The organism is Pseudomonas sp. SWRI22 (assembly GCF_014268395.2).
Lineage (GTDB): Bacteria > Pseudomonadota > Gammaproteobacteria > Pseudomonadales > Pseudomonadaceae > Aquipseudomonas > Aquipseudomonas paracarnis.
On record NZ_JABWQK020000001.1, the window covers coordinates 1,972,541 to 1,994,186 of the forward strand.

25 protein-coding genes, 1 tRNA gene and 1 pseudogene are annotated in these 21,646 nt (G+C 54.9%); 24 read left to right on the plus strand and 3 right to left on the minus strand.

Annotation, left to right across the window (positions count from 1 at the left end; translation table 11 throughout):
• Positions 1-14: 14 nt before the first annotated feature.
• Positions 15-704 carry an energy-coupling factor ABC transporter permease gene (locus tag HU730_RS08645; protein WP_054919398.1) on the minus strand — a complete coding sequence of 230 codons (690 nt, stop codon included), beginning with the start codon at positions 702-704 and terminating at the stop codon, positions 15-17.
• A gap of 128 nt (positions 705-832) precedes the next feature.
• Between HU730_RS08645 and HU730_RS08650 the strand changes: the two genes are divergently transcribed.
• The 3 genes from HU730_RS08650 to HU730_RS08660 are packed head-to-tail and all read left to right on the plus strand — an operon-like array spanning position 833 to position 3,049.
• Positions 833-1,462: a DUF1780 domain-containing protein gene (locus HU730_RS08650; protein ID WP_003188431.1), complete on the plus strand. Its 630-nt coding sequence runs from the start codon at positions 833-835 to the stop codon at positions 1,460-1,462.
• Positions 1,463-1,516: 54 nt separating this feature from the next.
• Positions 1,517-1,690, plus strand: a complete 174-nt coding sequence (locus HU730_RS08655) for a DUF3094 family protein (RefSeq protein WP_034126248.1) — start codon at positions 1,517-1,519, stop codon at positions 1,688-1,690.
• A gap of 60 nt (positions 1,691-1,750) precedes the next feature.
• A complete protein-coding gene (locus HU730_RS08660) occupies positions 1,751-3,049 on the plus strand; it encodes an NAD(P)/FAD-dependent oxidoreductase (protein ID WP_186526883.1) in 1,299 nt (432 codons plus the stop codon).
• Between the two features lie 207 nt (positions 3,050-3,256).
• Here HU730_RS08660 and HU730_RS08665 read toward each other — a convergent pair.
• Positions 3,257-3,333: transfer RNA gene (locus tag HU730_RS08665), tRNA-Pro, on the minus strand.
• A 242-nt stretch (positions 3,334-3,575) separates the two neighbouring features.
• Here HU730_RS08665 and HU730_RS08670 point away from each other — a divergent pair.
• The 14 genes and pseudogenes from HU730_RS08670 to HU730_RS08735 all read left to right on the plus strand — a co-directional run.
• Positions 3,576-4,436 carry a ParA family protein gene (locus HU730_RS08670; RefSeq protein ID WP_186526884.1) on the plus strand — a complete coding sequence of 287 codons (861 nt, stop codon included), beginning with the start codon at positions 3,576-3,578 and terminating at the stop codon, positions 4,434-4,436.
• Position 4,437: 1 nt separating this feature from the next.
• Complete coding sequence (locus HU730_RS08675) at positions 4,438-5,196, plus strand: hypothetical protein (protein ID WP_186526885.1); 759 nt, start codon at positions 4,438-4,440, stop codon at positions 5,194-5,196.
• Positions 5,193-5,894, plus strand: coding sequence for a DUF2786 domain-containing protein (locus tag HU730_RS08680; RefSeq protein ID WP_254914027.1), 702 nt, complete (start codon positions 5,193-5,195; stop codon positions 5,892-5,894). The genes HU730_RS08675 and HU730_RS08680 overlap by 4 nt, the downstream gene beginning before the upstream one ends.
• Positions 5,891-6,610 carry an HNH endonuclease signature motif containing protein gene (locus HU730_RS08685; RefSeq protein WP_186526886.1) on the plus strand — a complete coding sequence of 240 codons (720 nt, stop codon included), beginning with the start codon at positions 5,891-5,893 and terminating at the stop codon, positions 6,608-6,610. Before HU730_RS08680 ends, HU730_RS08685 begins: the two co-directional genes overlap by 4 nt.
• On the plus strand, positions 6,594-6,812 hold the full coding sequence (locus HU730_RS08690) for a hypothetical protein (RefSeq protein ID WP_032877851.1): 219 nt from the start codon (positions 6,594-6,596) through the stop codon (positions 6,810-6,812). Before HU730_RS08685 ends, HU730_RS08690 begins: the two co-directional genes overlap by 17 nt.
• On the plus strand, positions 6,809-8,158 hold the full coding sequence (gene dnaB / locus HU730_RS08695) for a replicative DNA helicase (protein WP_186526887.1): 1,350 nt from the start codon (positions 6,809-6,811) through the stop codon (positions 8,156-8,158). The genes HU730_RS08690 and dnaB overlap by 4 nt, the downstream gene beginning before the upstream one ends.
• Before the next feature lie 177 nt (positions 8,159-8,335).
• Entirely contained in the window at positions 8,336-8,857 is a 522-nt protein-coding gene (locus HU730_RS08700; protein WP_186526888.1) for a hypothetical protein, read from the plus strand.
• The gene (locus HU730_RS08705) at positions 8,854-9,093 is read left to right on the plus strand and encodes a type II toxin-antitoxin system HicA family toxin (RefSeq protein ID WP_083216575.1); all 240 of its coding nucleotides are present in this window, start codon (positions 8,854-8,856) and stop codon (positions 9,091-9,093) included. The genes HU730_RS08700 and HU730_RS08705 overlap by 4 nt, the downstream gene beginning before the upstream one ends.
• Entirely contained in the window at positions 9,093-10,094 is a 1,002-nt protein-coding gene (yejK, locus tag HU730_RS08710; RefSeq protein WP_186526889.1) for a nucleoid-associated protein YejK, read from the plus strand. Before HU730_RS08705 ends, yejK begins: the two co-directional genes overlap by 1 nt.
• 33 nt (positions 10,095-10,127) lie before the next feature.
• Positions 10,128-10,364 carry an Arc family DNA-binding protein gene (locus tag HU730_RS26890; protein ID WP_008437327.1) on the plus strand — a complete coding sequence of 79 codons (237 nt, stop codon included), beginning with the start codon at positions 10,128-10,130 and terminating at the stop codon, positions 10,362-10,364.
• Positions 10,361-12,127 carry a ParB family protein gene (locus HU730_RS08720; protein WP_186526890.1) on the plus strand — a complete coding sequence of 589 codons (1,767 nt, stop codon included), beginning with the start codon at positions 10,361-10,363 and terminating at the stop codon, positions 12,125-12,127. Before HU730_RS26890 ends, HU730_RS08720 begins: the two co-directional genes overlap by 4 nt.
• Positions 12,128-12,155: 28 nt before the next feature.
• The gene (locus tag HU730_RS08725) at positions 12,156-12,851 is read left to right on the plus strand and encodes a DUF2857 domain-containing protein (protein ID WP_008437329.1); all 696 of its coding nucleotides are present in this window, start codon (positions 12,156-12,158) and stop codon (positions 12,849-12,851) included.
• On the plus strand, positions 12,848-14,149 hold the full coding sequence (locus HU730_RS08730) for an STY4528 family pathogenicity island replication protein (RefSeq protein ID WP_186526891.1): 1,302 nt from the start codon (positions 12,848-12,850) through the stop codon (positions 14,147-14,149). Before HU730_RS08725 ends, HU730_RS08730 begins: the two co-directional genes overlap by 4 nt.
• A gap of 275 nt (positions 14,150-14,424) precedes the next feature.
• Positions 14,425-14,601 (plus strand): annotated as a pseudogene (locus tag HU730_RS08735) (transposase); the annotation flags it as partial.
• Between the two features lie 78 nt (positions 14,602-14,679).
• On the opposite strand, the gene HU730_RS08740 reads toward HU730_RS08735, so the two are convergent.
• Entirely contained in the window at positions 14,680-15,369 is a 690-nt protein-coding gene (locus HU730_RS08740) for a YafY family protein (protein WP_186526892.1), read from the minus strand.
• 69 nt (positions 15,370-15,438) lie between these two features.
• Here HU730_RS08740 and HU730_RS08745 point away from each other — a divergent pair, with 69 nt between their 5' ends.
• From HU730_RS08745 to topA, 7 genes are all read left to right on the plus strand, one after another.
• The gene (locus tag HU730_RS08745) at positions 15,439-15,804 is read left to right on the plus strand and encodes a VOC family protein (RefSeq protein WP_074854388.1); all 366 of its coding nucleotides are present in this window, start codon (positions 15,439-15,441) and stop codon (positions 15,802-15,804) included.
• Between the two features lie 1,092 nt (positions 15,805-16,896).
• The gene (locus HU730_RS08750) at positions 16,897-17,622 is read left to right on the plus strand and encodes a PFL_4669 family integrating conjugative element protein (RefSeq protein ID WP_186526893.1); all 726 of its coding nucleotides are present in this window, start codon (positions 16,897-16,899) and stop codon (positions 17,620-17,622) included.
• Positions 17,623-17,627: 5 nt separating this feature from the next.
• The gene (locus tag HU730_RS08755; RefSeq protein WP_186526894.1) at positions 17,628-18,167 is read left to right on the plus strand and encodes a DUF3158 family protein; all 540 of its coding nucleotides are present in this window, start codon (positions 17,628-17,630) and stop codon (positions 18,165-18,167) included.
• A gap of 15 nt (positions 18,168-18,182) precedes the next feature.
• Complete coding sequence (locus tag HU730_RS08760; protein ID WP_008437336.1) at positions 18,183-18,647, plus strand: single-stranded DNA-binding protein; 465 nt, start codon at positions 18,183-18,185, stop codon at positions 18,645-18,647.
• Positions 18,648-18,757: 110 nt separating this feature from the next.
• A complete protein-coding gene (locus tag HU730_RS08765) occupies positions 18,758-19,183 on the plus strand; it encodes a hypothetical protein (protein ID WP_186526895.1) in 426 nt (141 codons plus the stop codon).
• 179 nt (positions 19,184-19,362) lie between these two features.
• Positions 19,363-19,560: a CrpP family ICE-associated protein gene (locus HU730_RS08770; RefSeq protein ID WP_082632098.1), complete on the plus strand. Its 198-nt coding sequence runs from the start codon at positions 19,363-19,365 to the stop codon at positions 19,558-19,560.
• Positions 19,561-19,659: 99 nt separating this feature from the next.
• Positions 19,660-21,564, plus strand: coding sequence for a type I DNA topoisomerase (topA, locus tag HU730_RS08775; protein WP_186526896.1), 1,905 nt, complete (start codon positions 19,660-19,662; stop codon positions 21,562-21,564).
• Positions 21,565-21,646: the final 82 nt, after the last annotated feature.

Genomic DNA, 21,646 nt, shown 5'->3' on the forward strand with positions numbered 1-21,646 from the left:
GCGTTTGACCTGGATCAACGCCGCGAGTCGTCGTCCTTCCACGGCGCCGAGAGGTAGCGGGTACGGTTGAACGTCTCCAGCCATTCCGGGCAAAACACCACCAGCGCGCTGATGACCATGCCGTTGATGAAGGCTTCGGGAAAGATGATCAGCCATAGGTAACCGACAAAATCTTCCAACCACTCAGGCATCGCAAAAAGACCGTCCAACCACAACAGGCCCAGGCCGGCCAACAGGCACAGCAATGCCGACAGTGCGGCAGCAAAAAAGCCCGAACAGAAGATATACACAAAGGGGTTTCTCGGCTGCGCCCGTTCTACCAGCAGCGCGCACCCTTCGGTGACCAGCACTGGCAGCACGATCAGCAGCAGGCCATTGATGCCAAGCGCGGCCAAGTCCTGGCGCCCCAGCAACATCAAGCCAAGCTGGGCGGCAAAGCCTCCGACGATTGCCAGCGGCCAATCCAGCAGCAAGGTCACGGCGGTCATGCCGATAAAGTGGTAGGACACGCCGGTATCGAAATCCCGTCGCACCAGCCACAGCATGAACAGCGCGAACACCGTACCGAACAGCAAATGCTGGCGCCGACGGTCGGCAAACAGCTCCACCCATGGCGAGCGCAGAGTCGCCCACATCACCACGGGCGCATATACCAGCCAGCCGAAGCCGAGAGTCTGGGGTGCCAGAACCGCTGCACTGATCACGGATGCTCTGCCTTTACCAAAAACCTCATCACACACCTCGTCCCTGGGCCTGTTTCACGCAAGCATTCTACACCCGGGTTTTAAGGCAAGACTTCCTGTGGTCATCATTTGAACGCTAAGCTGCGACTATGGATGACTCAGATTATTTGCGCCTGCTCACCGTAGCAGCCGAACAAGCCAATGCGTTTCTGTCCAATGCCCGCAAGTGGGAGCGTGAGCGTTGGGTCTGCCAGCGCCTGTTACAAGGCTTGAATGTGCCCTACCGTGTCGAAGAATTCCACGCAGCGGGCCAGGAGCCGCCCGACGTGTTGTTTCGCGACGCCAGCTTCGAGGTCTTTTTTGTGTTGGATGAGGGCCGCCGCCTGAACGACGAGTGGCGCGATGAGTTGCTGCGCAGGCGCAGTGCTTTCTCCTTGAGCCAACTGGTACGGCGCGAAGCCAAGCCACGGCGAATCCCCGCCCATGAATTCCTCCTGCGCCTGGCCCCCACACTGCGTAAAAAAGCCCACAACTATAAAGAGCGCGGGATGGACCTGGGGGAGTTGGACCTCATTGCGTTTACCAGCCTCAAGCGCGAAGTACTGGACCTCAACAGCCATTTTCCGCCGCCGACCGAATACCTGCGCCAGGGCTGGCGCTCGCTGTCACTGGTGGGTCCAACCTTCGCCCGGGTGTTGTTCGCGCACCCGGACGCACCGGATTTCTTGCGCAACAACCTTGGCCGCAGCATAGTGTTTGATGTCGGCATCAGCCTTTGATGCCCCTGGCTGTAACGTGGCGCCCCTTTGCAACGTCTACCTGACGAGGCCTTTATGACCAGCCGCCTGAAACCCGATGACCAAGAGCGTGTCGAAGAGTACCTGCGACTTTCCCAGCACAGAGTCGAGCGCAAGCCTTTCCGGCCGTGGCTGCTCCTCTGCGTGGTGCTGGTCGTGGTAATCGGGCTCGGTGCGCTGAGCCGCCTATTGAGTTACCTGACGCTATGAGCCGCCTGGCGCTCGCGAGGGTAACTGCTCCGATTTCTTTTAGCCTTGCGAGATATCCCCATGACCCATCGTATTATTATCGTCGGCGGCGGTGCCGGCGGCCTGGAGTTGGCTACCCGCCTGGGTAAGACTCTGGGCAAGCGTGGCAAGGCCAGCATCACGCTGGTCGACACCAACCTGACCCACATCTGGAAGCCGTTACTGCACGAAGTCGCGGCCGGCTCACTGAACTCATCTGAAGACGAACTCAACTATGTTGCCCAGGCGAAATGGAACCACTTCGAGTTCCAGCTAGGGCGCATGAGCGGGCTTGACCGTGAGCAGAAGAAAATCCAGCTGGCCGCCACCCTCGACGAAGAAGGCCGCGAACTGGTGCCTGCCCGCGTGCTGGGCTATGACAGCCTGGTGATTGCGGTAGGCAGCACTACCAACGACTTCGGCACTGAGGGCGCAGCGCAACACTGCCTGTTCCTCGATACCCGCAAGCAGGCCGAGCGCTTCCATCAGCAACTGCTCAACCACTACCTGCGCGCCCATGCCGGGCAGACCGACGCCGTTGAACAGATTAGCGTCGCCATCGTGGGTGCCGGTGCCACCGGGGTCGAGCTGGCCGCCGAGCTGCATAACGCCGCCCATGAACTGGCCGCCTATGGCCTGGATCGTATCAAGCCGGAAAACATGCACATCACCCTGATCGAAGCCGGCCCGCGGGTATTGCCTGCACTGCCGGAGCGGATCGGTGGGCCAGTGCACAAGACCCTGGAAAAACTAGGGGTGACGGTACTGACCAACTCGGCGGTCAGTGAAGTAACTGCCGATGCCTTGATCACCAGCAGCGGCCAGGTGATCAAGGCCAGCCTCAAGGTCTGGGCGGCCGGTATCCGCGCACCCGGTTTCCTCAAGGACATCGACGGTCTGGAAACCAACCGCATCAACCAACTGCAAGTCCTGCAAACTCTGCAAACCACCCGCGACGAAAATATCTTCGCCTTTGGTGATTGCGCCGCGTGCCCGCAACCGGGCACCGACCGCAATGTGCCGCCACGGGCCCAAGCGGCTCACCAACAGGCGTCGCTGCTGGCAAAATCGCTCAAGCTGCGGATTGAAGGCAAGGAGCTGCCGACCTACACGTACACCGACTACGGCTCGCTGATCTCGCTGTCGCGCTTTTCCGCGGTGGGTAACCTGATGGGCAATTTGACGGGCAGTGTGATGCTGGAAGGCTGGCTGGCGCGGATGTTCTACGTGTCGCTGTACCGCATGCACCAGATGGCGCTGTATGGGTTCTTCCGCACGGCGATGCTGATGCTGGGCAGCAAGATCGGCCGCGGCACCGAGCCACGCCTTAAATTGCACTAACAACCTGGTCTCGAAGGAGGCCTGGCAAATGTGGGAGCGGGCTTGCTCGCGAATGCGCTGTGTCAGTCAGTACATCTGTGACTGAACCACCGCATTCGCGAGCAAGTCGAATCGTCGCACCGCCGCTCCCACTTTATTTTGCGGTGAATTCAGAATTTGCGAGCACAAAAAAAATCCCCGTATCTTTCGATACGAGGATTTTTAATATGGTCGGGGTAGGGGGATTCGAACTCCCGACATCCTGCTCCCAAAGCAGGCGCGCTACCGGACTGCGCTATACCCCGGTAATAAAAAGGCGACCTTTCAGTCGCCTTCTTCGATCAGCGCTTTTGGCCTCTGATCTTAAGATTCGATTCCAGCGTTAACTGGTCTCAAAAATGGTGGGTCGTGTGGGATTCGAACCTACGACCAATTGGTTAAAAGACAATTGGTTTTAGTGCTTCAAAACCCAGGATCGTTTTCGCTACACATAGCTGTTTCCGTGGCCTCGCAGCCTCTAATGAACCCACATTAGAGGCTCCAAACCATGAAAATCTCTGCGGTCGTTTCGACCAAAGGCGGCGTAGGCAAAACCACCATCGAGGCTAACCTCGGCGCTTTTTGTGCGGATGCAGGGCTGCGCGTGCTCCTCATCGACCTAGATCCTGCACAGCCCTCACTCTCCTCGTATTACCAATTGGTCGATGAAGCTCAGGGCGGCATCTACGACCTGCTGGCATTCAATATCACCGAATCAGCCAAGATCATATCCAGCACAGCGATTCCAAACCTGTCGCTTGTCATTTCCAACGACATCAACAACCAACTGAACAGCCTGCTCCTGCAAGCACCTGACGGACGGTTGCGACTCGCCAACCTGATGCCGGCGTTCAAAGACCATTTCGACCTGGTACTGATTGACACCCAAGGCGCCAGATCGGCCATGCTCGAAATGGTGGTCCTAGCCTCTGATTTGGTCATCTCCCCGCTTCCGCCCAATATGCTCGCTGCTCGGGAGTTCAGCCGGGGAACCATGCAGATGTTGGACGGCCTGCGCGCCTATGGGCGCCTGGGCATGAAAATCCCTCCCGTGCGGATCGTCGTCAACAATCTCGACCAAACCACTGACGCGCAAATGATCGAGCAGTCGGTACGGGAAATTTTCCAGGACAATGACGAAATCAACGTTCTGGATAGCGTCATCCCCAGCGCAGTGGTGTTTCGTAGCGGTTCTTCACTGGGCGTCCCAGTACATCGCCTGGAATACCGACAGCCTTCAAACCGAATATCTCCGGCAGCCCTAGTCGTCATCCGCCGTTTGGCCATTGAGCTTTTCCCAGAATGGCGTGACCGCTTCGAGGCCATGACCGAGGAGAAGGTAGCCAACTTGGTGAGGGAGGGTCGTTGAAATGGCGAAGCCCTCCATTACCGACGCCCGCAGTATTACTGCAGATCTCATCCTAGAGGTTGGCAAGTACTACAGCGCTCAGCAATTGCGCAGCTTGCAAGCCAAGCTCAGTGGAACCGCACGAGAAATCAGAGCCCTGACAAGCGGTTGCCATCTGCCCGGTCGGATTGGCGCCCAGTTGAGCGTTGAACAGATTCAGCTTTTGCAAGACGCAGCGAAGCTAATCGAGTCAGTGAACTCGAACATAAAGCACGCGAAGGAAAAGCGCGGCCGCGACGAAAGCCAAGCCAAACACCGTCAGCAACGTCGATATGCCGAAGCCAAACGCCTGGTAGCTGAAACATATCTAGAACCTTTTGTACCTGAGTCAACGGCTTTGGACCCTCTCCTAGATATTCTTAAAACAGCGCTGACGCTCAATCGCGCAGACGTTTTCAGGAATGGCTATACACCTAGGGAGTTCAATCTCAGGCTCCGTGATTACCTGTCGCCTGCCAGAACTCGAAAGCTTATTGGCTGGACCAGTCCAAGTGCTTTTTGGATAAGCACGGTTCTCTCTCTGCGTAATGACGTTGTGCAATCTGTTGAGCAAGAGATTGCTTACGACGATGGCTCAAGTGTTCAAGACCGTCTTGATGCCTTGAAACAGAAGGTTGCGGACTGTCTTGCCCGGACTCACCTATCTACTGATGAGGAAGAAACACTTCGCCTGTGGTCTGAGGCGCTCTCCCCCCGCATTCAACAGGAAGGGGGTGAATGATGGACAAGCAAAAAGTCCTCAGCAAGGTCGCCAAACTCATGGCGCTGGCCAAGTCACAAGGCGCTGCCCCAAACGAAGTGGAAATTGCACTTCGCCAAGCGCGCCATTTGATGAAGCAGTACAACCTGGAACACACCGAGGTCGCTGCCCATACAATCGAAGAAGCCATTGTCGGTACCAAAACCCGTCGGGCGCCGCAGGATTGGCTGCACCACCTGGCTTCAATCTGCTCCCAAGCCTTCGATTGCAGCCACTTGGCGTATTTCAATCCGTTACTTGGCTGGTCCTTCAAGTTCTTGGGGAAAGGTATTTCACCCGAGCTGGCAGCTCACACCTATTCATCGCTGCATCACCAGCTTATCGCAGCTCGACGAGCTCATGTTGCCCAGCAGAAGCGCTGCCAACTGAAAACCAAACGTCACCGCGGCCAACTGTTTGCCGAGGGCTGGCTCAATGCCGTCGCCTCCAAGGTGAACCAGTTTGCAGGCGGGATAGACGAAAACACTGCGCTGGAGATCCAAGCCTACCTGGAATGGCACCATCCAAAACTAACACTAGCCATTATCAAGCCCATCGAAGCCAAAGGTCATGACACCCGCTCTTTGCAAGCGGGGTGGGACCAGGGCAAGCATGCCAGGCTGCATCGTGGTGTTGGACAGCAGTCACAAGGAGCCCTTGGGCATGGGGGGAGCCAATGAGAACTCATTCGCTTTCACCTTTGGCCATGGCGGCGCTGGAACAAGCCAGATCCCAACTTGGGCTTGCCCCGGTTCACAAACACCATGTTTGGAGTGAGGCAGAAGAGCGCACGCTCATTGCCCGCTATCCCGATGAACCGACTCAGGTCCTAGCCGCCGAATTGGGGCTAAGCGTCTATCAGGTCTATGCCAAAGCCAAACGGCTGGGTTTGAGCAAAAGCACCGAGTTTCTTCGCAGTAGTCTCTGTGGCCGGCTTGACGGCAAGTTGGGCGCTGAATTCCGCTTTCCCAAGGGTTTTGTCCCCTGGAATAAGGGCCTCAAGGGGCTCCCCTCCTCTGGCCGCATGACTCAAACGCAGTTTAAGGCGGGGAATAAACCAGGGAACTGGCTCCCTGTTGGCAGCCTGCGCACGACTCCTGACGGCTATCAGCAGAAGAAAATCACCGATACAGGTTATCCACCCGTTGACTGGAAAGCGGTGCACGTACTGCTCTGGGAGGAGCATCACGGACCAGTCCCTTTAAACATGTGCGTGTGCTTCAAGGACGGCAACAAGGCCCATATAGCCCTGAATAACCTGGAGTTGCTGACGAGGGCAGAACGCATGCGTCGTAACACCATTCATCGGTATCCGGAAGAGCTGAAATCCGCAATACGCGCTATCGGCAAACTCAAACGCACCATCCGGGAGGTTGAAAATGAAGAACAAGATTGAAGATCTACGTAATCACCTGTTCGTCGCGATCGAGAGCCTCCTGGACCCGGAAAAACCAATGGAAATTGAACGGGCTAAAGCGGTAGCGGAAGTTGCTCAGGTCATGATCAATTCAGCGAAGGTTGAAGTCGACATGGTCAAAGCCCTAGGGGCACGCAACGGGAGTGGTTTTCTTCAGATAGGTCAGGAGTCAGGGAAATGAATCATCTTGACCTCTCACCTCCCTACTCCGTAGAGGCTGAACAAGGTGTGTTAGGTGGGCTACTGCTCGACAACAACACCTGGGATCTCGTCGCGGACAAACTGGATGCCTCTGATTTTTTCCGACATGACCATCGGTTGCTGTTCCGGACAATGGCAAGCCTTGCTGACAAGTCCATTCCGTTCGACATCGTCACCGTCCACAACGCGTCGGAGGAGCCAGACGAAGCCGGAGGGCTGAGCTATCTGGGCGAGCTGGCCAAAAACACGCCGTCTGTAGCCAACATCGAGCATTACGCATCCATCGTGCGTAATCGCTCTCGGCTCAGACAGCTCATGTCCCTTGGATACCAATGCTCTCGCGAGGCGACAGACCCGTTGGCAAGTGCGGAGGATGTTCAAGAATCAATTGAACAGCAACTGTTCGCTCTGGGTGAAGGCAAGAGCACAACGGAATTCGTCAATATCAACCAATGCCTGACGAACGTCGTCGAACAAATAGACGAACATTTCAACGGCAATATCACCGTGACCGGCCTGCCTTCAGGCCTGGAGGACCTAGACGAGCTGACGTCGGGTTTTCAAGAAGCCGACCTGATCATCCTCGGCGCGCGCCCGTCTATGGGGAAGACCTCTCTGGCCTTGAACTTCATAGATACGGCTCTGCAGGCAAAGCTTGATCGTACAGTTCAGGTTTTCAGCATGGAAATGCCGGCCAAAGCACTGATGTATCGATTGATGGGCATCTTAGGCCATATCGATCTGGGCAGGCTATTGAAGGGCAAGCTCGATGATGATGATTGGCCGAAGCTGACTGCAGCGGTTTCTCGTATTAATGGCTATGGAGAGCGGCTGGTCATCGACGACTCATCAGCGCTCACGCCTGCAGTAATCAGAGCTAAATCTCGTCGAGCAGCTCGTCGCTTCGGACACCCGAGCTTGATCCTGATCGATTATCTGCAGCTCATGCGCTGCCCAGGTCAGGAAAACAGGGCCAACGAGATCAGCGCTATATCCCAGTCCCTCAAGGCCCTAGCGAAAGAGATGAATTGCCCGGTGGTTGCGCTTTCCCAGCTCAACCGTGAACTGGAGCGACGGCCAAATAAGCGTCCGATCAACGCAGACCTGCGTGATAGCGGTGCGATTGAACAAGACGCTGACCTGATTATGTTCGTCTACCGGGACGAGGTGTACCACCCCCAGAGCGAACACAAAGGCATTGCAGAAATCATTCTCGGCAAGGCGCGTAATGGCCCAACTGGGACCGTACGAACAGCCTTCATCGCCAATCAGACCCGGTTTGCCAACCTCAGTCCCAACGCTGGCTGGCAAGGGGCTCACATATGAAAAAGCACACCTCAGCGATGAATACTCTCGTCCGCATCACTCACAGGTGCCTTCAATGCGATAGCCACCACCCGAAACATCAAGTGAGTGGCGCTCCAGCCTTATCCGGTGAAATGGACGAGCTTATTTGCCCTACTTGCAATAGCTATGACATCGAGGAGCTTCAGGAGGTGTCGGATGCACAGTAGCGCCGAGCTATTTCCTAGTATCCATGCCGGTGCCGCGTTCGAAGCCTCCGCCGTGGCTCATGCCCATAAATCTGGGATCAACCCAGTGGCGCTCGACGCATTAGCTCAAGCGATCGGCCGCCTTGCTCGTGACCACAGCACCGTGGTCCCAATGAGCATGCGTGAGGATCTGTTGGAGTTTGAGAAGCTCGGCTACGTCGAGCTGACCAACACGCCCAGCGCAACAATTACCGTTGAACTGCTCTGCGCGGGCGCCTTGCTATCCAGCTACTTCTGGTCGGTTTGGGTGCCCCGCTACCTCCAGTGCTGCTCGCTGAAAGTGGCCGTCATGTCTCACCCGCTACACCCCGCAGAAGTTCAGCACTGCAGCGTGGTGTTCCGCGTGCCTGGAGCACGTGAGGCTACGCGTCACTTTTTGCATGAGCTCGGTACCAAGTTTCCTGGCGACCAGGCTGAAATCATCGCGATCCAGGCCGGTAACGTTCTGGCAGACAGGGATGCACAGCTATGACCACCAATCTCTTACGCGGAAAAAGCGAGAGCCTTCGTGTACTCGTGAAGTTTGCTGAAGCGAATGGCTGGACGGTGTCTCGCACCCAAGGTGGCCACATCAAGTTCACAAAATCTGGCCTTGGATCGATTTACACCTCATCAACCGCAAGCGATTACCGCTCAGGCCTCAATGCCAAAGCCCGTATTCGTCGTGCTGATCGAGCTCAAACCATCCACTCGCAGGAGGCAATCTAATGCCTATCCGTCATTGCATCGTCCACCTGATCGACAAAAAACCCGATGGCACACCAGCTGTTCTCCAGGCACGCGATTCGGAGCTATCCGAATCGGTCGCCATCGAGAGCATGCTTGCCGACCTCAACGAGAGCTATAACGCCAAACAAGGCAAGGCCTGGGGTTTCTTCCATCCCGAGTCCGGCGCGCCCCCGTTTAGCGGCTGGTTAAAGCAGTACTTTGAAGGTGGCCAGGACTTCACCGCCTTCAGCCACACGGCGGTCGAGCATCTGCAAAAGCTGATGGAGGAATCCAACCTCTCCACCGGTGGCCACGTACTGTTTGCCCATTACCAGCAAGGCATGACCGACTACCTAACTGTCGCCCTGCTCCATCACAGTGAAGGCGTGGTGGTTACTGACGATCTGGACGTCACTCCTTCACGCCACCTGGACGTTGGCCAGTTGCACCTGGCGGCGCGTATCAACTTGTCCGAGTGGCAGAACAACAAGCAGTCCAAGCAGTACATCTCGTACATCAAAGGCAAGAACGGTAAGAAGATCTCGGGGTATTTCAGCGACTTCATTGGCTGCATGGAAGGCATCGACGGCCCGGGCGAAACCCGCACCCTCCTCAAGGCGTTCAGCGACTTCGTTGAAAACGAAGACCTGCCAGACGCATCTGCCCGCGAGAAAACCAAGGCCCTGGTGGACTACGCCACCAGCCAGGCCAAGATCGGTGAACCCATGGGACTGGAGGAACTGTCAGGCTTGATCGATGAAGATCGCCCCAAGGCGTTCTACGACCATATCCGCAATAAGGGCTACGGCCTGTCGCCGGAAATCCCCCTGGATAAACGCACTCTCAACCAATTCCGTCGGTTCACCGGCCGTGCCGAAGGCTTGTCCATCAGTTTTGAAGCGCATCTGCTAGGGGACAAGATCGAGTACGACGAGGCACCCAATTCATTAGTCATCAAGGGCTTACCTACCCAACTCACTGATCAGTTGAAACGTCGCTGAACACACTTTCTACCCTAGGCATCGGAGCCAACCATGAGTAACAAACCACAGCGCCTGCATGAAGAAAAATTCGTTATTCGCCTTCCCGACGGGATGCGCGAACGCATCGCGTTGGAAGCACGTGAAAACGCCAGGTCGATGAACTCAGAAATTGTTTATCGGCTGGAGACAACTGCCGAACTTGAAGCTGCTCTGGATCGTGCTTTGAAAATCATTGACCAGCTCTTGGCGGCAAGCCCGGCTTACGAGCAGCCAGGAGCCAGAGTATGAAAGCGTCTTTGGCCCAGACCATGAAAGATAAGCTGTTGCTGCCGGCGTTTGAATCCAAGTCGCCCGTGGCAGAGCGAATGAGTGACCCCATCGTCGATACCCCCATGCTGTTGACCCTCGACGAAACGCTGCCGTATGACGAAAACCCAAGGACGACTCGTAACCCGAAGTACGATGAAATTAAGGAGTCGATACGAAATCGGGGCCTCGATACGCCACCTCCCGTCACCCGTAAACCTGGGGAAGACAAGTACCGGATCCGCAACGGCGGCAACACGCGCCTGGCAATTTTAAACGAGTTGTATCGTGAGACCGGCGACGAGAAGTACTTCAAGTTCCACTGCCTATTTCGCCCCTGGGACGCCGTTCGGGGCGAAATAATCTCGCTCACCGGCCACTTGGCAGAAAACGACCTGCAAGGCCAGCTCCTGTTCATTGAGCGGGCTATTGGGGTCGATAAAGCGAGAGCCTTGTATGAAACAGAGGCAGGGGATTCTATCTCATTGCGTGAGCTTTCCCGGCGGCTGTCATCGGATGGCTACCCGGTCTCTGCATCTCACTTGAGTCGTATGCAGGACAGCATCCGTTACCTGCTCCCAGCAATACCTGGAGTACTTTACTCAGGGCTGGGCGTAGATCGGATCTCGAAACTGCTTGCGCTACGCAAAACAGCTCTTCAGTGCTGGGATCGCAATTATCAAGAGCAGGAGCAGCACCTTGATTTCGATACGCTCTTCCAAGATGTACTGTCCCAGTTTGAAGGCGACGCTGAAGAATTCCTATTCCAGCGATTTCAGGACGAACTGATAGATCAGCTAAAAAAACCGCTGAACCTCGGCTACGAGCAGATACTGTTGGAAATCACTCAGAACCAGGACCAATTGCGCCGGTCTACGCCGGTTCTTGAGCTGCCACAGTACCCTGCATCGCAATTTGATGGGGGGACTCAACTTAACGCCTCGAACAATGGCATTGAGGCTAATCAGAACCCTCTACAACTACCCCCTACTCCTTCGGGGGGCAGCACACATAAGACGACGCCCTCCAAAGAGAGTCCTTCACCTCAAGGGGTCCAACAGCAACTGGCCCCTACACCGCAGGAGCAAATGAGCCCCCAAGAGCGCCAAGCACGTATCGATGGACACGTTGCGAGTCCTGTGAAGACTTCTCCCAGAGTCGACAAGATGAAACGGGAGCTCGCTGCGCTTGACGGTGAGGTCTTGCCCGACTTCGCCTCCAATGCCTTGGTGGCCATACCTGTTCAAGCGGGCGGACTCAATCCCATTTCTGACCTTTGGTACATCGAACGCGAAATAGACAATACCGCAACCCTGCGTCAGCACATCGCTCAATTGGCTCGCGAAATAGCCAGCTCGGTCAAAGCCCCAGGTCAATTTATCGATATTGATGGTGGCGTCGGGTTCAGCTACCGACACCCCGAAGCGGAAGTCGAAATTACTGCCACAGCTCAACATACGTTGACGCTGCTCCAGTCTTTGAGCGGCTCAATGGCCATCGTACTGAAAATGATTCAGCAGCAACCCGAGCTTCAAATCGACGCGTTGGCCGACTTCGAGTTCGCAGCAGGGCTGGGCCAGATCTTACTGGGCCAGCCTCACACAAAAGATCAGCCCCCTGAAAGTGAATGCCGTCTCAGCGACGGCGCACTAGTGAAGCTGTTCCGCATTATTCGTCTCGCAAGACGTTTGATTGACCTGGAAATCCAGTCAGTCGCTAACAACGGTCCGAATTCAGCCAGTTAACACACGGACTCTACAAGGGGGAGTCGACATGTCCAAGACACCAATAAATGAAGCGATCCTGTCACAGGTGCTTCATCACATGCGTAATGGCCAACTTCGGCGCTGCATCGAAATGGGCCTGGAGCCTGAGATATTGGCTCAGCTCCAACAACCTTCAGTACTGAGCTTGCTGCTTAACACTCCCGTGTCTTGGTGCAACGTCACCATTGATGGGGACATGGTAAAAAAACTGCTGTCAGGCGCGCAGCGTTCTGATGAAGAAGTGCGCATGATTGAACGCGCACTGCGACTTGGCGCGACTACACAAATGTTGCAGCAGTTCTTCGGGCTGTCTCCGCAGGATGTGGCACTTCAACGCCTCATGATCGGCGTGACGGCACGTCGTGGCCGGTGGAGGGAATTCAGTGAGGAGATGGACGCTCAGCTTTGGTACCGATGGACGCACCTTATGCAAGAGCATCAGGTTGAGCTAGGGGACAGTCTCGCGTTGCTGGATATCGCCATGCTGGTCGCCGAGGAACTCAATGCTCCACAGGATACTAGTCCAGATGAAACCCACGAAAACCTCAGCCTGGCCATCATCTGGCATCGCATCCAGTCATGGATAAAGGAAGGGCTTTATCCTCCTGCAAACCCTGGCCTTCCGAGAAGGCTACAGCTTGTGTCTTCTCAACGACTTGCACAGCCTGCAGCGACATCGGTGGAAGGTGACTCTGTACTATGAGGTTGTCTCGGCTCCCCTTGTCGACGCTTTTAGACTCGGCCTCGGGTCACCTTGAAGCTCACTTGCTTCAGAAAAAAGAGTCGGCGCCTCCGGGGCTTGAAGGGTCTTCCCCCTACTCCGGAATTATTTTCAGCGGGAACCCACACGAAACGGTACCTCGCCGATTGCTTTTGGATGATCGCTTAACTCCGCTTGAAAGAAACACCTGGCAGGTATTTCGCCTACTGATCAATGACGACGGCCTTACGGCGTTCCCTACCTACGACCAACTGCGACCATATTTGGGTATGCAACCCGGTAGGCCGGCCTCACGTGAAACTGTGTCAAAAGCATTAGTGACCCTACGGCTTACCCGTTGGCTTAGCCTGGGGCGACGGGTGCGTAATGACCTGAGCGGACAAGTGCAAGGCAACGTCTACCTGCTTCATGACGAACCGGTCACACCGGCCGAAGCTCTAGAGTTCGACAAGGATTACTTGCAGCTACTAGCGCAGTCAATGCAGCACCAGACCAAGGTGATTCGCGAAGTAGCAGAAATTGCCTGGAAGGAATTTGCAGCCGATCCTGACGTTGGCCAACGCTTACCTAGCCGGCTGGACATCATCGAATCCCGAATGAATAGCCAAGCCTGGACCAAAGCGCAGGCTCCAGTCGTTCTTAAAGCGGCTGAGTTCGGAATCCGAACTCAGCGAAATATAGCTCTATCCCCACTGAGTTCGGATACCGAACTCAGTAAAAAAGACGAAAAGCGAATCGCTTTTGAGCAGAGTTCGGATGCCGAACCCAGCCGTAAATCCCTGAGTTCGGACTTAGTTCGGCATCCGAACTCATATAGTACGTATACAAATACACACAAAGATGTTTGTAAAAGCTCTGTACATGTACCGCCCACACCAAACGACATGGCTGCCGATTTACTCGGTGCGTTGCATCGTCTACCGGTCGAGCAGAAACAGAACGCGGTTTTGGCGCTGCAGAAGGTTCCTGCAGAGTTGAAACCGGCGCTCATCAAACAATGGGTCCACCGCTGTGACTCGGGAGGGATCCGTAACCCGCTGGGTTACTTGATGACGCTCGTCGGAATGGCCATTCGTGGCGACTTCAACAGCCAATGGAGCCCTGACGACAAGGCAAAAGCGAGCTCCGAGCGTGAAGATGCTTCAGTCCCGACACAGGGCCCAGAGCAGCCTACGAAGACGGTTGCTCAGCCGCGTAGCCCTGAGTCGATACAAACCGCGAAACACACACTCAGCGGAATGTTGCATTTGCTGAAGCCCAATCGGGGTACACCTCCATGAAGTTTGGTGTAGAGCCAGCCTATGGAAGTGATGCGGCCCGCATCACCCTGGCAGGATTCGATATCGGTGTCGGCCACCACGCGAGTGGTGTGGCCCACACCACCCAGCTAAGTTCCGGCATCAGTGGTCGACGCTACGCAAGTGTTGCGGGCCGCAACACCCTAACAGGATCCGGCATCAGCGGAGATCACTACGCAAGTGTTGCGGCCCGCAACATCCCAACAGGATCCGACATCAGCGGAGGCCACTACGCAAGTGTTGCGGCCTGCAACACCCCAACAGGATCCGGCATCAGCAAAGCATTCGATTACAGCCCGAAACGCTGCGCAGCGCTGTCGCGCTACTCAGATTACGGTGCTATACCCATTGACAATAATTGGGCAGAGAACCAGATCCCACGATGGGCTCTTGGACGTAAGAACTGGCTCTTAGCAGGGTCGTTACGCAGCGGGCCAGTGAGATTGGGCAACTGCTCTCCCGCATCAGTGGGGCTGGCCTGATTTATCAAAGCCTAATTCACCGATATTGGTTCACGGGACTACATCCAAATGCGAGTCTCGCCACATAGCCAACAGCCAACCTCTTTGGTTTTTAAACCCATCATTGAGGAGTATCAGGGATTGAATTCGATTCAATATGAAGTGCCTGAAGTCTCTGCGAGATTCACACCATGCAGCTAGGATTTCCATACCTTCAAAGTAGCCAACACCCATTGGCCAGACGGTACGCTCCGTCTCTACGGATTCTTTACTCACATAAACTATGCGAATTTTTTTCTCATGCCGTATGGCATCGCGTAAGCGCTTAGCGTCGAAACCGTATGCATCGCGAGATTTATGGGATGCGGCGAATAATGCCGTTTTGAACAATCTATCAGCAACGGATGGCGGTAGTACGGCTTCTGCTTTTGACAGCACATCGAGCGCCGCTTGAGCTAACGATGTGTCAGGTTGCTGTGCTACCCAACGCATGCCGAGCATCAGTGCATCAAGTTCTTGTTCATTGAACATGAGAGGCGGAATTAGGAACCCTGGGCGTAGGACGTATCCAATGCCTGCCTCACCCCGAATGTCGGCGCCTTGGGCTTGCAACGTGGCAATATCACGGTACACCGTACGCAGACTTACTGACAGCTCTTGCGCAAGCCTTCTTCCGGTCAATGGATGACGGCATGCGCGCAAAATTTGTACAAGGGAAAGAAGCCGTTCAGTGCGAGTCATGCATCAATGCTGACATTTTTTGTCAGCAGAGTCGAATAGCATGTGAGCTTCGACATTCGAGGACATCTCATGAAAAGCCCAAACTTGTTCCTGTTGTATGTAAAAGATCCTCAGAAAAGCCGCGTTTTCTACGAAAGTTTGCTTGACCGGAAGGCGCAATCTGCATTCCCCAGTTATGTATCATTTCTGCTTGATAATGGTACAGCTCTGGGCCTCTGGTCGACTGGCGCCAAAGACTTCAAAAGTGGAGGCAGCGGTAATCGTAGCGAAGTTGCCTTTCTGGTTGAGACGGAAGTCCAGGTCGAGAGTCTCCATCAGCAATGGACAGCTAAGGGCTTCGACATTGAGCAATCGCTCCACCATGCTGTATTTGGACTGACATTTGTTGCACTCGATCCCGATGGTCATCGATTACGCGTGTGCATGCCAGACTGACTTTTGATTCTGGGTATGGGACTGAAGAAAAGTCCACGCTTTGCTTGCTTCGGTCATGACAAAGCCAGCGAAACTGACGCACGCATACACTGTCCGTCAGTTTCGCTTTGCCTTGAGTTCGCCGGACGCTTACGTTAAAACTCCACATGGAAGACCTGGAATGACTCGAATTATTGAAATTCTGATGTACACCTTAAAGCCAGGATCGGGACTGGACTTTCATCAAATAATGCAGAATGTAAGTGTTCCGCTTCACCTGGAAGCTGGCATAGATGTCGTTTCTTATGGCTGCTCATTACATGATTGTGACAGCTATCACCTGATTCGCTCCTATGAAAGCGAGACCCATCGCCAAGCCTCTCAAAGGAATTTTTACGCAAGCGCTGCCTGGAAACAGGGCCCGAGAGAAGACATTATCAGTCGGATTGAAATCAGTACAACGACAGTTATAGCGCTCACTCTAGACGCAATTGATGCCATCAGAGCTTCCGTAGATCTATATAGAGTCGGAGCTCGACCCGCGTAGCTAACATCGAACGAGGCAGACCCAGTAGCCCTAAACGCGGGATCCAGGAAGATATGTTAGACGGATAGTTACGACGCTAAGCAAGTTTTGCGGCCCGTAACACCCCAACAGGATCCAGCATCAGCGGAGGCCACCACGCAAGTGGTGTGACCCACACCGCCCGGACAAGATTCGGCATCTGTAGTGGTCGACGCCACGCAAGTGTTGCGGCCCGCAACACCCAGACAAGATTCGGCATCAGTGGTCGACGCTACGCAAGTGTTGCGGCCCGCAACACCTCGGCAGGATCCAGCATCGATGGTGGCAGTAATGTGAGTGGTGCGGCTCGCATCACATTGCCATTATCCGATATCGGCCCCGACAGCAACACAAGTGATGCGGCCCGCATCACCCCGGAAGGATCCGGCATCAGTGAAGGCCATCAGCTCACTGACGAGTTACAGCTCTTCCTATATAGAAGCATCAACAAATCCCCTTCCATCGGGCTACGCATTTAATGCTGCGTCTCCTATAGCCAAATTGCAGCATTGGGCATGTCAATCCTCTTCCCAAGGAAACACTGCACCATGGCTGATAACTTCCGGCTCAACATCGGTTCACTGCGCAGCGATGTGAAGCTCACCCTTCACACCCACCATGCCGCTCGTATATGGATGGGGCGCCCTAAAAATGACCTCAAAGCCGGCATCATCGGTCTGTCAGGGTTCTGCACTGTCGTCAACCGAATGTCTCGTGGCGCCCAACAGGATGATCCCTACTCTGACTGGTGGATGATCCTCCTCGAAGAAAAGATCAACGATTCCAAGGAAGCGCTAAAGACCATCGAAGATCGCCTGGACACAGCCATGGCCTCTCTTCCGCCGGCCATCAGCATTAGCGAAAACCTGTCGATCCAGCCTGTCAGCCTCCCGCTGTACATCTCCAATCCCCTGGGATTTCAGGCTGTGTACCTGCTGACGAACTACGACGAAATTGTCAGACGCATTCTACTGGCCCAGCACGTTGGCCTTGTCGGGCGACACGATATGGAAACCTGGATTGATGAAGGCGCAGCGGTACTGCGGAGACTGTTTGGCCTGGCCCAGATCTATAAGTACTCAGGCGCTGCCCGCGACGACTTTGCTGCAAACAATGCCAAGGCTGAAGCAGCCCGCAGAATGTACGAGCGTTACGGTGAGCTGCCACAGGACGTCCTGGAAGGCACCCGCCGTTCGAATTTCGCGCCACCGATCATCCGCGGTCAGCAGCAAACCGAGACGGATGATCATCTCGATGACTCCGTTGAGGGTTAAAGAGTATGGGCCAGATTCCCTCCAATGATGGGTCGCTGCAACAGACCGCCTTCCGGCCACTGCAACAGGAAGCCTTTCAGCGACTGCAACAGGCTGCCTCACTAAAGGGCCTTTTAAAGCCTTTTAAAGGTAAGGGGGAGCTGACCCAATTTGCCGATCTTTGCCGAGCTCAAGAATCGGACCTAAAAGCTCTTGCCCAGGAAGTGCTGAGCCAGGCCCGTCGATATCCATTCACCCTTGTTCCAGTGCGGTTGACTGAGCAGAACACCCAAGCCGGCACCCAGTTTTTGAGATGGCAGCAGGTGACAGATCGGAGGATGGGCGTAGGGATTTGGGCAGAAATGATGGGCTCACCCAGAACACCGGAATCCATGCTGCAGGATCTTTACGTGATGGAGCTGCAGCGCATCACCTTGAACATGCAAATGAGTTTGCTGCACTCGATCACCAAACAGGCCGCCGAGTGCGCAGAAAAAATGGGCCAGGCAGAGGCCGTGTATACCGCTCGCCTGCAGCAGCTCAACAACCCAACGCAACACCAATAACCTCGGAGAATACTCATGGGCACGCCCGTACAAGGCTGGGAAGGCAATATCGGTTCTGCACCGGAATTCAAAGAATTCCCCAACGGCAATAAAGACCCACGTCGACTCATGCGAGCCAACGTTTACTTCGATAATTCGATTCCGGATGGCAAAGGTGGCTACGAAGATCGTGGCGGTTTTTGGGCGAATGTGGAGTGGTGGCACAAGGACGCCGAGCATTATTCGCAACTGTTCCAGAAAGGTATGCGAGTGCTGGTTTCCGGTCGCGCCGTTATGGACCGTTGGAAGAACGACGATGGCGAATTCGAAGCTTTGAAAATCCAGGCCAGCCGGGTCGGCATGCTGCCACACCGCGTGACCATGGTGAATCTGGCGCCTTCGCAAAACCAGAATTCGCAACAGTCCAACAGACCCGAATCGCGGCCGCAGCCAGCTCCAGGCCCGGATGAATATCCAGATACCGATCCACCGCAATTCTGAAAACAGGGGCTTAATTTTTCGGCCCATTCGTGTAGCTGTCGGTGTTGGGGGAAACAGCTCATCGTTTCCCCCAACCTCATTAGGGAACCACTACAAATTAGGACGTGCCGATGGATGAAGTTTTGAGGGACCCAACAGGGTACGTTGTCATTGGCGCAGAGCACCCAGCTTTAGGCCGTGTGTACTGGGCATACTTCGATGAGAGCGAGGTAAATGCTCCGGACTACTATGGGCTCACCCTGGACCTAAACCGAGCATCATGGGCTCCAGTTGGGTGGCGAACGGGCGAGTATCTGATGGGGGGCCGTGGAGAGACAGACCTTGATACCTGGCAAGCCCGCCGATTTATCAATACCTTGCTCGACGAATACCGCTTAGATACTGAATACCGCGTCGACTTTCACGAAATGGATGACGATACTGAACACTTATACGGTACGCTGGAACAACTACGTGTTCAAAGCGGACAAACCACTCAGGACTTCATCGCGTGGATCAGAGCTGCGAACTGGACGGACGAGCCCGCTACGAATTGACATATAGCACGCCAATTGGTTGGGAAAAAATCGCGCCATTCGTTAACTTTCAGGTTGAGTCATACTTCCAATCGGCTATCTCAAGCACATAAGTTCAAAACTTCCGCTTTTTTAGGCAAAAAGTGCGCTATTCGTGATGTTACTGTTTGATAGATCTGTTCTTCGGGGACCGATAGCCAATGGCGCAATCTCGAACTTCTTTGAAACCAGCAGATAGGCGGCAATTCAATAACCCCCATACTGCCGTTCAAATAGCCGGGGCTGACGCCGCCCGAAAAGGGCTACGGGTGTATGACTGCCCTTACCACCATCCTGCGATGCGCGCGTCGTGGCTAAAGGGCTTTGCCCAGGAACAGCAGCTGACGCTGAACCTCTAGCCGCTAAAAGCCTTTCGTTGTGCATTGACCATTTCCCATTGAAGCCCTACCTGCCATGACGTGACAGTCCCTCTCTGCATAATTGAGAAGGGGCACACCGTGAAGCTATTGATCATCGAGGCACCTGGGAAGCTCAAAAAGCTTCAGCCAATGATGAAGAAACTGCGTCCAGGTGAAGACTGGCTGGTTGTCGCCAGTGGTGGGCACATCCGAGACCTGCCGGCCAGAGGACAGGACGACAGCATGATCACTACCGGCGTACGCAAAAACTACACACCGGTGTACGAGATCCTGGATAAGAGCGCCAAGGCCGTGCGAACCATCAAGGCAGCAGCCAAACAGGCCAGTGAAATCTTCCTCGCAACCGACCCGGATCGCGAAGGTGAAAGCATCAGCTGGCACATCCAGGAGGTACTGGCGGTCAAATCCTACAAACGGATCACCTTCAATGAAATCACCCTCAAGCGTGTCGCCGAGGCTCTAGCCAATCCTCGCCAAATCGATTTGAACAGAGTCGCGTCACAAGAATGCCGGCGTGTACTTGATCGCTTGGTGGGTTACCTGGTGACTCAGGAGCTACGCCGACTGATGGGCAAGCCCACCTCTGCAGGCCGCGTGCAATCGCCTGCCGTATACCTGGTGGTTTTGCGCGAGCGCGAGATCCGCAACTTTCAGGTAGTCAACCACTTCGGTGTGCGTCTGAACTTTGTGGATATGAATCAGGGCACCACCTGGTATGCAGATTGGCAACCGGTACCGGATTTCGCGAGCAAGGACTTTCCTTACGTTCAAGATGCCAACCTGGCCAAACTCGTCGCTGGCACACGTAATGTCGTCGTCGAGTCCTGTGAAGACCGCAAGGCCGAGCGCCACCCACCCTCGCCCTTCATCTCTTCCACCCTTCAACAAGCAGCCAGCAACGCCTTGAAATGGGACCCGGACAAGACCATGCAAGTCGCCCAGCGATTGTATGAACAAGGCGTCATTACCTACCACAGGACGGATAATCCCAACGTACCAGACGAGGCCATGGAGGATATTAGAACCGTAGCTAGATCTATCGGGTTGAAGACCGTCGACGAGCGACGTACATTCAAGGCCGCCGAAGGCGCGCAGGAAGGCCACCCCGCTATTACCCCGACGCATTGGGCTGATACAAAAGCTGGTGAGAACGACGAGGAGCTCGACCTGTACAAGTTGATTTGGGTCCGGGCGCTGGCCAGCCAGATCGAAGCGGCGGTATTCGACGTGCGTGCTGTAAAACTGCTCGCGGTTGGCCCAAATGGTAAGGCTTTGCGATTCAATGCAACTGGTGAAACCCTTTTTCATCCTGGGTGGCGGAAACTGCTCAAGGGCGATGACACAGACGATGAGGAAGATGCAGCAGCGAGCAACCCAGTTCCTGCACTCACACCAAAACAGATCCTCTCTGTGCACAACGGAGAACTGCTGAAGAAGAAAACTCAGCCGCCATCCCGCTACACCAAGGCCAGTCTAATCAAAGAAATGGAGCGCCGCGGTATTGGTCGTCCCAGTACGTTCGCCTCGATCTTGAAGAACATCACCAGCAAAGGAATGATTGAGGAAAAAAGCCGCAAGCTGGTACCGGCGCCGCTGGGGGAGGAAACAATCGCGAAGCTGGAAGGGTTCTTCAGTTTCGTGGAGCTCGATTTTACGAGGGAGCTGGAGCGCGATTTGGACAAAATCGCCCAGGGCCAAGACACCTATGGAGCTGTCGTTGCGCGTCTGCATAGACGCCTGGAAGAGGAACTGTCTCAGCAACGTGGAATGCCGAGTGTGCCGATGGCGTCCGCTCCACGCCCAGCCACAGCAGGTGGCGCTTTCAACTGTCCAAAGTGCAATCAGCCCCTCGCAAGGCGACAGAAAAAAGGGGACGGTGGCTATGACTTTTGGGGGTGTACAGGCTTCAAATCGAATGGATGCAAGGTGAGTTTTCCAAACTTGAATGGCAAACCAGATCTCAATAAACCCAGAGGGGTGTGACTTCTGCCATTGCCGATATAAATCACCGACAACGCCGTTACGCATTAACCCTAGAAGCCCACCATTCCTATACCTGACAGTC

Coding starts and splice junctions, on each gene's coding strand:
- HU730_RS08700 (WP_186526888.1), top strand. CDS start 8,336: ATGCACAGTAGCGCCGAGCTATTTCCTAGTATCCATGCCGGTGCCGCG.
- HU730_RS08675 (WP_186526885.1), top strand. CDS start 4,438: ATGGCGAAGCCCTCCATTACCGACGCCCGCAGTATTACTGCAGATCTC.
- HU730_RS08705 (WP_083216575.1), top strand. CDS start 8,854: ATGACCACCAATCTCTTACGCGGAAAAAGCGAGAGCCTTCGTGTACTC.
- HU730_RS26890 (WP_008437327.1), top strand. CDS start 10,128: ATGAGTAACAAACCACAGCGCCTGCATGAAGAAAAATTCGTTATTCGC.
- HU730_RS08720 (WP_186526890.1), top strand. CDS start 10,361: ATGAAAGCGTCTTTGGCCCAGACCATGAAAGATAAGCTGTTGCTGCCG.
- HU730_RS08730 (WP_186526891.1), top strand. CDS start 12,848: ATGAGGTTGTCTCGGCTCCCCTTGTCGACGCTTTTAGACTCGGCCTCG.
- HU730_RS08690 (WP_032877851.1), top strand. CDS start 6,594: ATGAAGAACAAGATTGAAGATCTACGTAATCACCTGTTCGTCGCGATC.
- HU730_RS08670 (WP_186526884.1), top strand. CDS start 3,576: ATGAAAATCTCTGCGGTCGTTTCGACCAAAGGCGGCGTAGGCAAAACC.
- HU730_RS08725 (WP_008437329.1), top strand. CDS start 12,156: ATGTCCAAGACACCAATAAATGAAGCGATCCTGTCACAGGTGCTTCAT.
- yejK (WP_186526889.1), top strand. CDS start 9,093: ATGCCTATCCGTCATTGCATCGTCCACCTGATCGACAAAAAACCCGAT.
- HU730_RS08680 (WP_254914027.1), top strand. CDS start 5,193: ATGATGGACAAGCAAAAAGTCCTCAGCAAGGTCGCCAAACTCATGGCG.
- HU730_RS08660 (WP_186526883.1), top strand. CDS start 1,751: ATGACCCATCGTATTATTATCGTCGGCGGCGGTGCCGGCGGCCTGGAG.
- HU730_RS08765 (WP_186526895.1), top strand. CDS start 18,758: ATGGATGAAGTTTTGAGGGACCCAACAGGGTACGTTGTCATTGGCGCA.
- HU730_RS08655 (WP_034126248.1), top strand. CDS start 1,517: ATGACCAGCCGCCTGAAACCCGATGACCAAGAGCGTGTCGAAGAGTAC.
- HU730_RS08650 (WP_003188431.1), top strand. CDS start 833: ATGGATGACTCAGATTATTTGCGCCTGCTCACCGTAGCAGCCGAACAA.
- HU730_RS08750 (WP_186526893.1), top strand. CDS start 16,897: ATGGCTGATAACTTCCGGCTCAACATCGGTTCACTGCGCAGCGATGTG.
- dnaB (WP_186526887.1), top strand. CDS start 6,809: ATGAATCATCTTGACCTCTCACCTCCCTACTCCGTAGAGGCTGAACAA.
- HU730_RS08740 (WP_186526892.1), bottom strand. CDS start 15,369: ATGACTCGCACTGAACGGCTTCTTTCCCTTGTACAAATTTTGCGCGCA.
- HU730_RS08760 (WP_008437336.1), top strand. CDS start 18,183: ATGGGCACGCCCGTACAAGGCTGGGAAGGCAATATCGGTTCTGCACCG.
- HU730_RS08685 (WP_186526886.1), top strand. CDS start 5,891: ATGAGAACTCATTCGCTTTCACCTTTGGCCATGGCGGCGCTGGAACAA.
- HU730_RS08745 (WP_074854388.1), top strand. CDS start 15,439: ATGAAAAGCCCAAACTTGTTCCTGTTGTATGTAAAAGATCCTCAGAAA.
- HU730_RS08770 (WP_082632098.1), top strand. CDS start 19,363: ATGGCGCAATCTCGAACTTCTTTGAAACCAGCAGATAGGCGGCAATTC.
- HU730_RS08755 (WP_186526894.1), top strand. CDS start 17,628: ATGGGCCAGATTCCCTCCAATGATGGGTCGCTGCAACAGACCGCCTTC.